General features: G+C 60.9%; 11 protein-coding genes. 2 read left to right on the plus strand and 9 right to left on the minus strand.

What is annotated here, in order from left to right; genetic code table 11:
* Positions 1-86: 86 nt before the first annotated feature.
* The 8 genes from AC07V8_RS03490 to AC07V8_RS03525 all read right to left on the minus strand — a co-directional run bounded on the left by AC07V8_RS03490 (position 87) and on the right by AC07V8_RS03525 (position 9,086).
* The gene (locus tag AC07V8_RS03490) at positions 87-1,163 is read right to left on the minus strand and encodes a porin (protein WP_494677291.1); all 1,077 of its coding nucleotides are present in this window, start codon (positions 1,161-1,163) and stop codon (positions 87-89) included.
* 230 nt (positions 1,164-1,393) lie between these two features.
* Positions 1,394-2,344, minus strand: a complete 951-nt coding sequence (locus tag AC07V8_RS03495; protein ID WP_494677292.1) for an ABC transporter substrate-binding protein — start codon at positions 2,342-2,344, stop codon at positions 1,394-1,396.
* Positions 2,345-2,431: 87 nt separating this feature from the next.
* On the minus strand, positions 2,432-3,466 hold the full coding sequence (locus tag AC07V8_RS03500) for an ABC transporter permease (protein ID WP_494677293.1): 1,035 nt from the start codon (positions 3,464-3,466) through the stop codon (positions 2,432-2,434).
* A gap of 33 nt (positions 3,467-3,499) precedes the next feature.
* Positions 3,500-5,083 carry a sugar ABC transporter ATP-binding protein gene (locus tag AC07V8_RS03505; RefSeq protein ID WP_494677294.1) on the minus strand — a complete coding sequence of 528 codons (1,584 nt, stop codon included), beginning with the start codon at positions 5,081-5,083 and terminating at the stop codon, positions 3,500-3,502.
* A gap of 112 nt (positions 5,084-5,195) precedes the next feature.
* A complete protein-coding gene (locus AC07V8_RS03510; protein WP_494677295.1) occupies positions 5,196-5,972 on the minus strand; it encodes an SDR family oxidoreductase in 777 nt (258 codons plus the stop codon).
* Between the two features lie 140 nt (positions 5,973-6,112).
* Positions 6,113-7,390 carry an L-fuconate dehydratase gene (locus AC07V8_RS03515; protein WP_494677296.1) on the minus strand — a complete coding sequence of 426 codons (1,278 nt, stop codon included), beginning with the start codon at positions 7,388-7,390 and terminating at the stop codon, positions 6,113-6,115.
* Between the two features lie 17 nt (positions 7,391-7,407).
* Entirely contained in the window at positions 7,408-8,262 is an 855-nt protein-coding gene (locus AC07V8_RS03520; RefSeq protein WP_494677297.1) for a fumarylacetoacetate hydrolase family protein, read from the minus strand.
* A 59-nt stretch (positions 8,263-8,321) separates the two neighbouring features.
* Positions 8,322-9,086 (minus strand): SDR family oxidoreductase, encoded by a 765-nt coding sequence (locus AC07V8_RS03525; protein ID WP_494677298.1) that lies wholly within the window; start codon positions 9,084-9,086, stop codon positions 8,322-8,324.
* Between the two features lie 381 nt (positions 9,087-9,467).
* Here AC07V8_RS03525 and AC07V8_RS03530 point away from each other — a divergent pair, with 381 nt between their 5' ends.
* Entirely contained in the window at positions 9,468-12,230 is a 2,763-nt protein-coding gene (locus AC07V8_RS03530; protein WP_494677299.1) for a M16 family metallopeptidase, read from the plus strand.
* Between the two features lie 42 nt (positions 12,231-12,272).
* Positions 12,273-12,443 (plus strand): hypothetical protein, encoded by a 171-nt coding sequence (locus AC07V8_RS03535; RefSeq protein ID WP_494677300.1) that lies wholly within the window; start codon positions 12,273-12,275, stop codon positions 12,441-12,443.
* A 293-nt stretch (positions 12,444-12,736) separates the two neighbouring features.
* Here the strand turns inward: AC07V8_RS03535 and bcaP are convergent, their stop codons facing one another.
* Entirely contained in the window at positions 12,737-14,134 is a 1,398-nt protein-coding gene (gene bcaP, locus AC07V8_RS03540) for a branched-chain amino acid transporter BcaP (protein WP_494677301.1), read from the minus strand.
* Positions 14,135-14,453: the final 319 nt, after the last annotated feature.

The following is a 14,453-nucleotide window of genomic DNA, read 5'->3' on the forward strand; positions in this document are numbered from 1 at the left end:
TGCTGCCTCAACCTCGGAGATCCGGCAAGATCGGCGAGACACCGGCGAGGCCGGCGGCTTATGCCTTAGAACGAATGGCTGATGCCTTAGAACGAATGGCTGATGCCGGCATAGCCGCCATTCTGCGCATGTCCCGGCAAAGGATTGTCGAACTCGGTGCCAAAGTCGGCATTGCCCTTGTTGCGCACCGTGCCGACGGCCGCGTACAGCAAGGTCCGCTTCGACAGGTTGTAGTTGGCGCCGACCATGAACAGGCTGGCGCTGCCGGCGTCATGATTGAGCTTGGCATGGAAGGCGCCGCCGATCAGGGTCAGGGCCGGCGTCACCGCGTAGTTGGCGCCTATCCAGTAGTGATTCAGCTTGTCGGGCGCAGTCGGCGCGGCGGTGTCCGGCGCCGAGATATTCTCGTAGCCGGCAAACAGCTTCAGCTGATCTATCGTGTAAGTGCCGCCCACGATCAGATCCTTGGACGCCGTGTAGACATCGGTATAGCGGCCATTGGTGTCGCGGATCACGTCATAAATGCCGCGCAGTTCAAGACCGCCATTGGTGTACACCAGGGAGATGCCGTCGCTGCGGCCATTCTTGGTGGAACCGGCTTTTTCACCCAGGCTGGTCTGGGCGGTGGCGTTGAAGCCGCTCCAGGTCGGCGTCTGGTATTCGATGACGTTGTTGGCGCCCGGCCAGTTGCGGCCCTTGACCAGGCTGGCCGTGCCCATGAACTGCTGGCCGGTCGGATCGAGGTACCAGACGTCGTTGACGATGAACAGGTTCTTGCCGAACTTGATCGAACCGGCGCTGCCGTTCAGGCCGACGTACGAGCGCCGATTGAACAAGGCGCTGCCGTTGGTGGTGCCCTTGGTGGCGTCGAAGCCGGATTCCAGCAGGAAGAAGGCGCCCAGACCGCCGCCCAGGTCCTCGGTGCCCTTGAAGCCGATCATGCTGGTGCCCCACTGGTTGCCGGAAGCCGCCAGCTTGCTGCCGGTCTGGCCGGTCAGGTTGCCGTTGGCGTCTTTCAGCGCGACGCTGCTTTGGTAATCGACGCCGGCGTCGACCCGGCCGTAGATGGTGACATTGGTTTGCGCCTGCGCCTGGCTGCAGGCAGCGCCGATCAGCATGGTAGCCGCGGCCGCCTGCATGCACTGCAATGTGATTTTTTTCATGTTGAGTCCCCGTTATAGTTAAATTTTGTCCGACCGCCCTCCTCTCAGCACCGGAGATAGATTCGAACCTTCGCTAGAAGTCGTAATGCACGCGCGCAGCAGATCGCAACCGGCATTGGCGTCGATGACGCCAGTACCGGCAGCACCCGTCAAGGGAGTCTGCTATCGCGCTGAATTGCCGGGCCGCTGCCGCCTGCTAGCCGCAGCGGCCCGTGATGGAGCCTGGAAGATCAGTCGTAAAGCACGGCAGCGATCTTGGGGTCGCTGATGTTGCTCTTGTCGTACCAGTAGAAGCCGGTGTCGATCACCTTAGGCAGCTTCTCGCCCTTGAGCGCCTTGACTGCGGCCTCCACGGTCTTGTAGCCGATGCCGACCGGGTTTTGCGTGATGGCGCCGGCCATGCTGCCGTCGCGGATCGCGTCTTTCTGCTGCTTGCCGGAGTCATAGCCGACGATCACCAGCTTGCGCTTCATTTCCTTGACGCCGTTAAGCACGCCGATGGCCGAGCCTTCATTGGTGCCGAAAGCGCCCTTCAGGTGCGGATAGGCTTGCAGGATGGACTTGGTGATCTCGGTCGACTTCAGCTGGTCGCCGCCGCCGTACTGGATGCTGACGATCTTGATCTTGGGATAGGCTTTCATGCGCTCGACGAAACCGTCGCGGCGGTCGATGCCGGTGCGGCTGGTCTGGTCATGCGCCACCACCGCCACTTCGCCTTCCTTGCCGATCAATTCAGCCATCTTGTCGGCCGCCAGCGCTGCCGCCGCCTTGTTGTCGGTGGCGGCAGTGGTCACGGGGATGTCGCTGTCCACGCCCGAGTCAAACGCGACGATAGGGATGTGCGCGGCCTGCGCCTTCTTCAGCAGCGGCAAGGCGGCCTTGCTGTCCAGCGCGGCGAAGCCGATCGCCTTCGGCTTCTTGGCCAAGGCTGCCGACAGCATGTCGATCTGCTTGTCGACCATGGCTTCGGTTTCCGGGCCTTCGAACGACACCTTCACATTGAAATCCTTGGCGGCCTGCTCGGCGCCGGACTTCACCGCCTGCCAGAACTGGTGCTGGAAGCCCTTGGAAATCAGCGGGATATAAGTATCATGCGAGACTTCATCCGCTCTCGCCGCGGCGCTGAATCCCAGCGCAAGCGCCAGGCCGATGGCAATGTTCACTGCTCTTCTCTTTATCATTTCAAGTCTCCTCTATGGTGATTAACGACGGGTGAAACTGAACTCCCCCGTAACTTCATTGCACGTACAAAACTTGCTCATGCTTTTTCACTGACGCCGGCGGCGCAGGATATCCATGTAGACCGCCAGGATGATGATGACGCCGGTCACCACGGTTTGCCATTCCTGCGCCACCGACATCATGCGCAGGCCGTTGATCAGCACGCTCATGATGAAGGCGCCGATGATGGTGCCGAGGATGGTGCCGGTGCCGCCCGACAGCGAAGTGCCGCCGATCACCACCGCGGCAATGGCATCCAGCTCGTAGCCCTGCCCCAGCGCCGGCTGCGCCGAATTCAGGCGCGATGCGATCAGCAGGCCGGCGATGCCGCAGATGGCGCCGCCGAAGGTATAGATCGCCACCTTCCAGAAATCGACGTTGACGCCCGACAGCCGCAGCGCTTCTTCATTGCTGCCCAGCGCAAAGGTGTAGCGGCCGAAGATGGTCTTGTTGAGAATGATGCCGGCGGCGATCGCCACCAGGAACAGGATCAGCACGGCGTTAGGAATCGGCAGCGCCGGAATCAGGCTGCCGATCAATGAATCCTGCGAGATGGCCGAGAAGCCCGGCGTATCGTTGAAATAGATCGGCTTGGTGCCGGAAATCACCAGCGACAAACCCTTGAGCAGCATCATCATGCCCAGCGTGGCGATGAACGGGGGAATCTTTAGCTTGGCCACCAGCACGCCGGAAATCCAGCCGCACAGGGCGCCGAAGAAGATGGCGGCAACGATGCCGACATAGATCGGCAATCCCATATAGGTCAGGAAGACGCCCGCCATGACCGCGCAGAAGGTCATCAGCGTGCCTACCGACAGGTCGATGCCGGCAGTGATGATGACGAAGGTGCAGGCAATCGCCAGCACGCCGTTGACGGCGGTCGACTGCAGGATGCTGACCAGGTTGTCGATCTCAAGGAAATTCGAGGAGGCAAAGCTGAAAAACACCAGCAATGCCAGCAGGCTGGCGAACGCCAGCAGCTTCTGCCGCGTGGCGGGATGGAAGATCTTGGCCTTGAGAGCTGCGAGCGCGCCTTGGCCGGGCTGCTGTACCTGCGACGCGGGATTCTGGGTATTTGCCATGGTGGTTTTCATTGTAGGTAAGTGATTCGGGTGTCAGGCGGCTTGGGCCGTGCGCTGGTCGTCGCGTTTGTCGTCGCGCAGGGTCGCCAGCTGCATGATCTTTTCCTGCGAAGCTTCGGCGGCCGACAGTTCGCCAGTGATGCGGCCCTCGCACATGACCACGATGCGATGGCTCATGCGCAGCACTTCCGGCAACTCCGAGGAAATCATGACGATCGCCTTGCCCTGCTCCGCCAGGCTGTTCAGCAGCTTGTAGATTTCGCTCTTGGCGCCGATATCGATGCCGCGCGTGGGTTCGTCGAAAAACAGGATGTCGCAATCGCGCAGCAGCCATTTGGCGATCACGATCTTTTGCTGGTTGCCGCCGGACAGCAGGCGCACCGGCTGGTCGACCGAGGGCGTCTTGATGCTGAGCTGGCGCACGTAACCCTGGGCGGTAGCGCGGATCGCCGCCTGGTCCAGGAACAAGCCCTGGCTCAGGAACCGGTTCATGCTGGACATGGCGACATTGGTCTTGACGTCCAGCCCGGTGGCCAGGCCGAAGTGCTTGCGGTCTTCCGACAGATAGCCGATGCCATGGGCCACCGCATCCCTGGGCGACCTGATCGATACCCTGGCGCCGTGCACCAGGATCTCGCCGGCATCGATGCGGTCGGCGCCGAAAACGGCGCGCGCGACTTCGGTGCGGCCGGCGCCCATCAAACCGGCAAAGCCGAGGATCTCGCCTTTGCGCAGCTTGAAATTCACATCCTTGATAAAGGCGCCGCGCTGCAGGCCTTTGACCTCCAGCACGATCTCATTGCCGGAAGTGTCGGGCGCCTCCGGTCCGCTATTGTCGATCTGGCGCCCGACCATCATGCCGATGATGGTTTCCATGGAGGTGGTGGCGGTCGGCACGGTGGCGATGTACTGGCCGTCGCGCATGACCGTGACGCGGTTGGAGATTTGCCGCAACTCGTCCATCTTGTGCGAGATGTAGATGATGCCGACGCCATGCGACTGCAGTTGCCGGATGATGCGGAACAGGTCCTCTATTTCCGCATTGTTGAGCGCCGCGGTCGGTTCATCCATGATCAGCACGCGCGAATCGAAGGACAAGGCCTTGGCGATTTCCACCATCTGCTGCTTGGCTACGGTCAGCTCGCTCACCAGCGTGGCGGGATCAAGATCGAGGCGCATGCGCTTGAAGATTTCGCGCGTTTTACGGTTCAGCGCTTCTTCGTCGAGGAACATGCCGAAACGGCCGCGCGGCTCACGGCCGATGAAAATGTTTTGCGCCGCGCTCAGGTGATTCATCAGGTTCAGTTCCTGATGGATGATGCCTATGCCCAGCGCCTGCGCCGCGCGCGGGTTGGGAATCTCCACCAGTTGCCCCTCGATGCGGATCTCGCCGCTATCCTTGGGATAGACGCCCGCCAGCACCTTCATCAAGGTCGATTTGCCGGCGCCGTTTTCCCCCATCAGCGCATGCACTTCGCCGCGCAGCAGGTTGAAGCGGCAGTTGTCCAGCGCGAGCACGCCGGGGAAGCGCTTGGTGACGTTTTCCAGGGAAATGATGTAGTCCGACAGCGCTGCCTCGGCCTGCCTGTCTTCGCCCGGGTTTTCTGATTGCAGCATATCTACTCTCATGATGCACGACTGACGGCAAGGCCGGTCGCGCTAAATCAATCTAAATCAATCTATCAAGGTGCAGGCAAGCGCCTGCCTCCTGTCGAGTCGTAAGGCGGCGTCAGGTCAATGCCCTGTCGAGATGGCTGTAACCGCCATCCACGTACACCCACTGCCCGGTGGTATGCGAAGCGCGCGGCGACAACAGGAACACCGCCGTATCGGCAATCTCTTCCGCCGTGGTCAGGCGCTTGCCGAGCGGGATCTTGCCGGTGATGGCGGCCAGCTTTTCCTCGGGATGGTCAAAGCTGGCGATCCAGTTGCGGTACAGCGGCGTCATTACTTCCGCCGGGATCAAGGCATTCACCCGCACCCCGTCGTTCGCCAGCGCCGCCGCCCATTCGCGCGTCAGCGACAGCTGGCCGCCCTTGGCAGCGCAATAGCCACTGGTGTTGCCCTGGCCGGTCACTGCGGTCTTTGAGGAGATGTTGACGATGGCGCCGCGGCTGGCTTTCAGGTGCGGCACGCAGTAATGCGCCATGGTGTAATAGTGGATCAGGTTCTTTTCCAGCGACTCGACGAAGGCCGCGCGGCCCGCATCGAGGCCGACGTTGTCATTGATGCCGGCGTTGTTCACCAGGCCGTCGAGATGGCCGAATTCCGCCACGGTGTGCGCCACGGCCAGCCGGCACTTGTCCTCGTCCATCAGGTCGAGCTGGATGATGCGCGCCTTGCCCTGCAGGGCCAGCAGCGCCGTCTTGAATTCCGGCGCCGGCTGGCTTTTTCCCAGGATGACGGGAATCGCGCCTTCCGCCGCCAACTGCAGCGAGATCGCGCCGCCGATGCCGGCGCCGCCGCCGGTCACGATCACCACTTTTCCTGCTAAATGTAAGTCCACCTTGCCGTCTCCGTTTTTATTTGTTTTGTAGGGTGGGCACATCGTGCCCACGCCGGAATTCAATTCACCTACATACCTTCTTGACCACAAGTTCCTGCTATTGCCAACACGCGTGGGCACGATGTGCCCACCCTACTATGCTAGCCGCGGAACTGGTATTTTTCCAGCGACTCCGGCTTCATCGTAATCGAAAACCCCGGCGCCGTCGGCGGCATGTAGCTGGCGTCGCGGATGATGCAGGGATCGACAAAATGCTCGTGCAGGTGGTCGACGTACTCCGTCACCCGCCCTTCCTTGCTGCCGGATATGCACACATAGTCGATCATCGACAGATGCTGCACATACTCGCACAAGCCGACGCCGCCGGCATGCGGACATACCGGCAATTTGTATTTGGCCGCCATCAGCAGCACCGCCAGGATTTCATTGACTCCGCCCAGGCGGCAGGAATCGATCTGCACCACGTCGATGGCGCCGCGCATGATGAACTGCTTGAAGATGATGCGGTTCTGGCACATTTCGCCGGTCGCGATCTTGACCGCGCCTATGCCTTCGCCGATCTTGCGGTGCCCTTCGACGTCGTCCGGGCTGGTCGGCTCTTCAATGAACCAGGGCTTGGCAAAAGCAAGCTGATTGACCCAGGCGATAGCCTGGTCGACTTCCCACACCTGGTTGGCGTCGATCATCAGCTGCCGGTCCTGGCCGATCACCTCGCGGGCGATGGTGACGCGGCGGATATCGTCTTCCAGGTCGCGCCCGACCTTGAGCTTGATATGGTTGAAGCCGCTGTCCACGGCCTCTTGGCACAGACGCCGCAACTTGGCATCTTCATAACCCAGCCAGCCGGCCGAGGTGGTGTAGCAGGGATAGCCTTCCCGCTGCAGCGAGCGGATGCGTTCGGCTTTGCCGGGTTCCTGGGCGCGCAGCAAAGCCAGCGCCTCTTCGGGCGTGATGCAGTCGGTCAGGTAGCGGAAATCGATGGCGCGCACCAGTTCCTCGGGCGACATGTCGGTCACCAGCTGCCACAGCGGCTTGCCTTCGGCCTTGGCCCACAGGTCCCACACCGCGTTGACCACGGCGCCGGTGGCCAGGTGGATGGCGCCCTTGTCCGGGCCGATCCAGCGCAGCTGGCTGTCGGAGGTGACGTGGCGCCAGAAGCGCCCCATGTCGGCGCTGATCCAGTCCAGCTTGAGGCCAACCACCAGATGTTCCATGGCCTTGATGGCGGCACAGCAGATTTCATTGCCGCGGCCGATGGTGAAAGTCAGGCCGTGGCCCTCCAGGCCTGGCTGGTCGGTTTCCAGGATCACGTAGGCGGCGGAATAATCGGGATCCGGATTCATGGCGTCCGAGCCGTCCAGCATCTGCGAGGTAGGGAAACGCACATCCAGTACGCGTATCGAGCGAATTGTGGTCATCGTGGTGCTCTTCCTGGTCAAAGTGAGACGGTGCGCTGGCGCTGCTCGCCCAGGCCATCGATGCCCAGCCGCATCACCTGGCCGGCGCGCAGATAAAGCGGCGGCTTTTGCCCGAGACCGACGCCCGGCGGCGTCCCGGTAGAAATCACGTCGCCCGGCTGCAGGCTCATGAAACGGCTCAGGTAGCTGACCAGCGCCGGCACCCGGAACACCATGGTGGCGGTATTGCCGTTCTGGTAGCGATGGCCATCCACTTCCAGCCACAAATTCAGCGCGTGCGGATCCGCCACTTCATCGGCGGTCACCAGCCAGGGGCCGAGCGGACCGAAAGTGTCGCAGCCCTTGCCCTTGTCCCAGGTGCCGCCCAGCTCCAGCTGGTACTGGCGCTCGGAGACATCGTTGATCACGCAATAGCCGGCCACGTGCTTGAGGGCGTCGGCTTCTTCGATGTAGCGGCCGCCGCTGCCGATCACCACGCCCAGTTCGACTTCCCAATCGGTCTTGAGCGAGCCGCGCGGGATTTCGACATCGTCGTCCGGGCCGCAGATGGCGCTGGTCCATTTGTTGAACACCACCGGTTCCTTGGGTACTTCCATGCCCGATTCGGCGGCGTGATCGGAGTAATTCAAGCCGATGCAGATGAACTTGCCGACCGCCCCCACGCAGGGGCCGAGGCGCAGGCCTTGCTGCGGCGTGCCGTCCACCAGCGGCAGGGAATCCAGGTCGAGCGAACGCAGCCTGTCCAGTTCCTGCGGCGCCAGCCAGCGGCCGGCGATATCCGTCACCACGCCCGACAAGTCACGCACACGCCCCTGTGCATCGAGCACGCCGGGTTTTTCCTGGCCCTTTTGGCCGTATCTCAACAACTTCATGGCTTCGCTTTCCTGGTTCCTGGTTAATCAGTGTCGTCTTCAATCGGGATGAATCGGGGTTAATTCGACCAGCCGCCATCGATCAGATGGATGGCGCCGGTGGTGAATGAGGATTCGTCGGAGGCCAGGTACAGCGCCAGCGCCGCGATCTCTTCCGCCTTGCCGACCCGCCCCATGGGCTGGCGAGCGACAAAGGCAGCCTGGATTTCAGCGATCGGCTTGCCCTGCAACTGGGCCTGTTCCCTGATGCGCGCTTCCAGCGAGGGCGATTCGACGGTGCCCGGACAGATCGCGTTGCAGCGGATGCCGCTGGCGACGAAATCGGCGGCGACCGCCTTGGTCAGGCCGATCACTGCCGCTTTGGTGGTGCCGTAGACAAAACGGTTAGGCACGCCTTTCACGCTGGAGGCAGCGGAGGCCATGTTGATGATGGAGCCGCGTCCCTGCGCCAGCATGCCCGGCAGCAGCGCCTGGATCAGGCGGTACATGGAAGACACATTGAGATTCCAGGAAAAATCCCAGTCCTTTTCGGTGCAGTCGAGGATGCTGCCGTGGTGGACGTAGCCGGCGCAGTTGAACAGCACGTCGAACGGCGCTTCCGCTTGCGCCAGCGCAGCCACGGCTTTGGCGTCGGTGGCATCAAGCAGCTGGGTGACAAGCGCGCTGCCGTCAGCACGCGCCAGCGCCGCGGTTTCCGCCAGGGCGGCAGGGTTGATATCGGTCGCCAGCACCTGCCCGCCTTCGCGGGCGAACATCAGGGCGCTGGCGCGGCCTATGCCTTGGCCGGCAGCAGTCACCAGGATGCGTTTTCCTTGCAATCTCATTGCTTCTGTCTCCTTGTTGTTTTATCCGGACCTGGCAGTGCTCATGTAAAAACCACTTATTGGTCCATTGGTTGGACCAATAATAGAGCTTAAGTTTGGGCTTTGCAATCAAAATATGCAGGCCGCATGCCATCGCAACGTTTGACGTTCGCGCCTATGGCGCACGAACCGCCTGTCGGGATTTTCTGTGCCGGCTTCGCAAATATTTCTTTTTCCATCAGTCTCTATGGCAAAATAAACAAGGTTTATCTTGTCCGGAGGCAGCATTCCCCCACTGGCGTATCCGCCACAATCCGAATCCAGATTCTTTGATTCTTTGATTCTTTACATCCGTCCTTAGCGTATATTTGTCCATCCACCTCTCCACAGATCGGAAATTTCATGCATTTATTCCGTAAGCGTCCCTGGTCAAACCGGGTGTTGTCCTGTCTGCTGGCCGCGGCCTGCGGCATCGGCTTCACCGGCGTCACAGAAGCCGCCACAGCACTGCCGGCCGGCGTGACTCAAGGGCCGTCCGCCGAAGGCATCACCGAATACCAGTTTGCCAACGGCTTCAAAGTCTTGCTGTTCCCGGATGCTTCCAAGCCTACCGTCACCGTCAACATGACCTACCTGGTCGGTTCGCGTTTCGAGAACTACGGCGAAACCGGCATGGCGCATCTGCTGGAACACCTGATGTTCAAGGGTACGCCTAGCCACCCTTCGATTCCCAAGGACTTCAGCCAGCGCGGCATGTCGTTCAACGGCACCACCAATGTCGACCGCACCAACTACTATGAAATCTTCCAGGCCGGCGACGACAACCTGAAGTGGGCGATCAACATGGAAGCCGATCGCATGCTGCACTCCTTCATCGCCCGCAAGGACCTGGACAGTGAAATGACGGTGGTGCGCAACGAATACGAGCAGGGCGAAAATTCGCCGTTCGGCGTGCTGATCAAGCGCCTGCAAGGCGTCGCCTACGACTGGCACAACTACGGCAAGCCGACCATCGGCAACCGCAGCGACATCGAAAACGTCAAGATAGAAAACCTGCAGGCTTTCTACCGCACCTACTACCAGCCCGACAATGCGGTGCTGCTGATCGCCGGCAAATTCGATCCCGCCGCCACGCTGGCATGGGTCAATCAGGCCTTCGGCAAGCTGCCTAAGCCGGCCCGCAAGATGCGCGACTTCTGGACCGTGGAGCCGACCCAGGACGGCGAGCGCAGCGTCACCATACGGCGCCAGGGCGACGTGCAGATTGTCGCGGTCGCCTACAAGATCCCGAGCGAACTGCATGCCGATACCGATGCGCTGGCTTACGCCGGCGCTATCCTGGCCGATACGCCCAACGGCCGCCTGCACAAGTCGCTGGTCGAAACCGGCAAGGCCACCGCGGTGTTCAACTATGAAATGACCGGCTATGCGCCAGGCCTGGAAATCATCGCAGCGGTGGTCAAGAAGGGCGAAGCGATCGAACCGGTGCGGCAAGCGCTGATCGACGGCGTCGAGCAATTTGCCAAGACGCCGCCTACTGCCGAAGAAATAGAACGCGTACGGCTGGCCAACGCCAACGCTTTCGAGAAGCTGCTGAACGACCACCAGCGCGTCGGCGTCGCCATGTCCAGCACGATTGCGCTGGGCGACTGGCGCCTGCTGTTCCTCGGCCGCGACCGCTCCAACAAGGTCACCTCTGCGCAGGTGGCGACAGCGGCAGCGCACTACTTCACGCGTGACAACCGTACCGTCGGCCTGTTCCTGCCGGAAGACCAGCCGCTGCGCGCGGATGTCCCCGCCGCGCCCGGCCTGGCCGAGGTCCTGAAAGACTACAAACCGGCGCAGGCCATCGCCGACGGCGAAGTTTTCGATCCTTCGCAAGCGAATATCGATGCCCGTACCCAGCGTTCGCAGATAGGCGGATTGAAAGTCGCGCTGCTGCCGAAGAAGACTCGCGGCGAAACCGTCTCGGTCAATCTCGATCTGAAATGGGGCGACGAGAAGAGCCTGTTCGGCAAGAAGACGGCGTCCGAACTGTCCGATGCGATGCTGATGCGCGGCACCACCGCGCTGACGCGCGAGCAGCTGGCCGACGAGTTTTCCAAGCTCAAGATCAGCGGCGGCCTGACCCAGTTCCAGACGACCCGCGCCAACCTGCCCGCCGCCTTGAAACTGGTCGCCAGCGTGCTCAAGCAGCCGCGTTTCGATCCGGCGGAATTTGAACGACTGCGCAAGGAAGCCCTGGTCGGACTGGAAGCGGCGCGCAATGAGCCGAACACGCTGGCGGCGGAAGCCATCGCCGAGCACTTCAATCAATATCCGCAAGGCCACTGGCTGGCGGCGCAAAGCACCGCCCAGCAGATCGCCAGCATCCAGGCCGCGAAGCTGGCGGACGTCACTGCCTTCCATCATGATTTCTACGGCGCCTCGCAAGGCGAACTGGCGATCGTCGGCGATTTCGACGTCGCGGCCGTGACCAAGGTGGTGCAGGACGAGTTCGGCGGCTGGAAGAGCGCGGCGCCCTACCAGCGTGTGATCCGCCATAACTTCGATGTGGCGCCGATGCAGAAAGTGATCAACTCGCCGGACAAAGAAAACGGCTTCTACGTGGCGCGCCAGAACCTCGACATGCGCGACGACGACGCCGACTATCCGGCCATGACGGTGGCCAACTACCTGTTCGGCGGCGGCAGCCTGAAATCGCGCCTGATGGACCGCGTGCGGCAAAAAGAAGGCCTGTCCTACGGCATCGGTTCCTCGGTAGACATCAGCGCCATCAGCCGCGCCGCCCGCTTCTCGGTGCAAGCCATCGCCGCTCCGCAAAACCTGGAGAAAGTCGACCTGGCAGTCAAGGAAGAACTGGCGCGCGTACTGAAAGAAGGCTTCAGCGCCGAAGAACTGGCCCGCGCCAAATCCGGCATCCTGCAGGAAAACCAGCGCGCCCGCTCCCAGGACAGCGCCCTCAGCGCCGGCTGGACCAGATACCTGGACCTGGATCGCACCTTCGTCTGGAGCAAGCAAATCGAAGACAAGATCAGCGCCCTGACGGTAGAGCAAGTCAACGAAGCCTTCCGCAAACACATCGACCCAAGCAAGCTGAGCGTGGTGATGGCGCGTGACGAGGTAAAAGCAAAGGCAGCGACAGCAGTAGCAGCAAAACCGTAAGACCAGTCAGCAACCAAAAAGCCGCTGGCGGTTCGCAAAAAAATGCGAACTGTCAGCGGCTTTTTTTCTTTTGGTGTTGGTGTTGGGGTTGCGGTTGTTTTTGAAGTTGCCGTTGCTGTTGCTGTTGCTTTTGACGTTGGGGTTGCTGTTGCTTTTGAAGTGCCCCGCATTGAGACGTTGCCAAATCCGGCGCGTGTCAGCCGGGAATTGTGAGGGGCATGTTTGAGCCGAAGGCGAGTTTTGCCCCTCACCCGGCTGGCGCGCGCCGGATTTGGGGACCTCCTGCGGAGGTGACGGCTTTGGCAGGAGCTGTGCTCCTGCCCTTCTTTTTGGTTACTTTTTCTTGGCGAAGCAAGAAAAAGTGACTGGCTGCCGGGCCACCCCCGGCAAGCATCCACGGAGTAGCAACCGTGTTATCAACCCAAAGACCGTTCTTAGCATGCCAACACATCTATTCCGTAGCCCGTTAAATAGGGTCAGACTCCGACCCCAGTTAACTGCTTTGGCTATGGTTTTGGATGCAGCAGCGAGCGGCGGCGGGCGTAGCCGAAATAGACCACGAAACCGATCGCCAGCCAGCACAGGAAAGCAATCCAGGTCACCGCCTGCAAATGGAACATCAGAAACACGCAAAACCCGATCGCCGCCAGCGGCACGAACGGCACCCCCGGACAACGAAACGCCCGCGGCAGATCCGGCCGCGTCCGCCGCAACACCAGCACCGCCACAGCAATCAAGGAAAACGCCATCAAAGTCCCGATATTGATCAGCTCCGCCAGGATATTCAAAGGAATCAAAGCCGCAATAAACGCAAACACAATACCCACCAGCCAGGTAGTAAAGAAAGGCGTCGCAAAACGCGGATGAATGCTAGACAGCTTCTTAGGCAGCAAGCCATCGCGCGACATCGCAAACAGAATCCGCGTCTGCCCGTAAGTCATCACCAGGATCACCGTAGTCATGCCGATGATCGCCCCCAGGTCGACAAACCCCGCCACCCAGTTCTCCCCCGCATACTGCAAAGCCAGCGACACCGGATGATCGACGCCGGCAAATTTCTGGAACGGCACGATACCCGTCATGACCCCAGCCACCACCACATACAGCAAGGCGCAAATCCCCAGCGAAGCGATGATCCCCACCGGCAAATCGCGCGCCGGATTCTTGACTTCCTCGGCCGCCGAAGTCACCGCATCGAAACCGATGAAAGCAAAGAACACGATCGCCGCGGCATTGAACACGCCGTTATAGCCGAACGGCAGATACGGCTGCCAGTTGACCGGCTGCACATGGCTGACGCCGACCACGATGAACAGCAGCACCACCGCGATCTTGATGAACACCATGATGTTGTTGGCGCGCGCCGATTCGCGGATGCCGAGCGACAGCAAGCCGCTGATCACCAGCAGGATGCAGAAAGCCGGCAGGTTGAACCAGGTAGTCACGCCAGGCACGGCGCCCGGCGCCGCCGTCAGCACGGTCGGCAAGCCGATGCCGAAACCGGACAGCAGCGATTGCATATAGCCCGACCAGCCCACCGACACCGCCGACGTCGCCAGGCCGTATTCCAGCATCAGGTCCCAGCCGATGATCCAGGCCACGATTTCACCCATGGTCGCGTAGCTATAGGTATAGATCGAACCGGACACCGGCACGGTGGAAGAAAACTCGGCGTAGCACAGGGCTGCGAAACCGCAGGCGATGGCGGCCAATATGAAGGACAGCGACAGGCCCGGTCCGGCCAGCAAGGCGCCGCTGCCGGTCAGCACGAAAATACCGGTGCCGACAATCGCTCCGACACCCAGCAAGGTCAGGTCCATGGACCCCAGCGTGCGCTGCAGGCCGCTATCGGTGCGACTGGAATGAATCATCTTATCCAGATCTTTGGTACGAAATAAACTCATGCAACAACTTCCTTTGAAAACGACGACATCGCCCCAAGCCAGCGCTTGAGTGGCGGGCGCTTCTCCACGAGAAACCGGGAAAATAATGAAAAAGGCAAGAATTATACTTGCTGCCGCCTTGCCCCCCCCCAAACGACAATTTCCGCCGGCGGATTTCGTGCGCATTTGAACGCCGAAAACCTCGCCGAAAACGCACATTCCGGCTTTGCCGCACAAAACCGCGACCAGTCCACTTATCAAAAAAGCAGTCTGGGCAATATTCTTATAAATCAATATAAACAATGCATTAGCTGTAACTTGATGGCACCAGAACGAGACC

The sequence above is a fragment of the Collimonas sp. GW821-FHT02H07 genome, assembly GCF_059421505.1.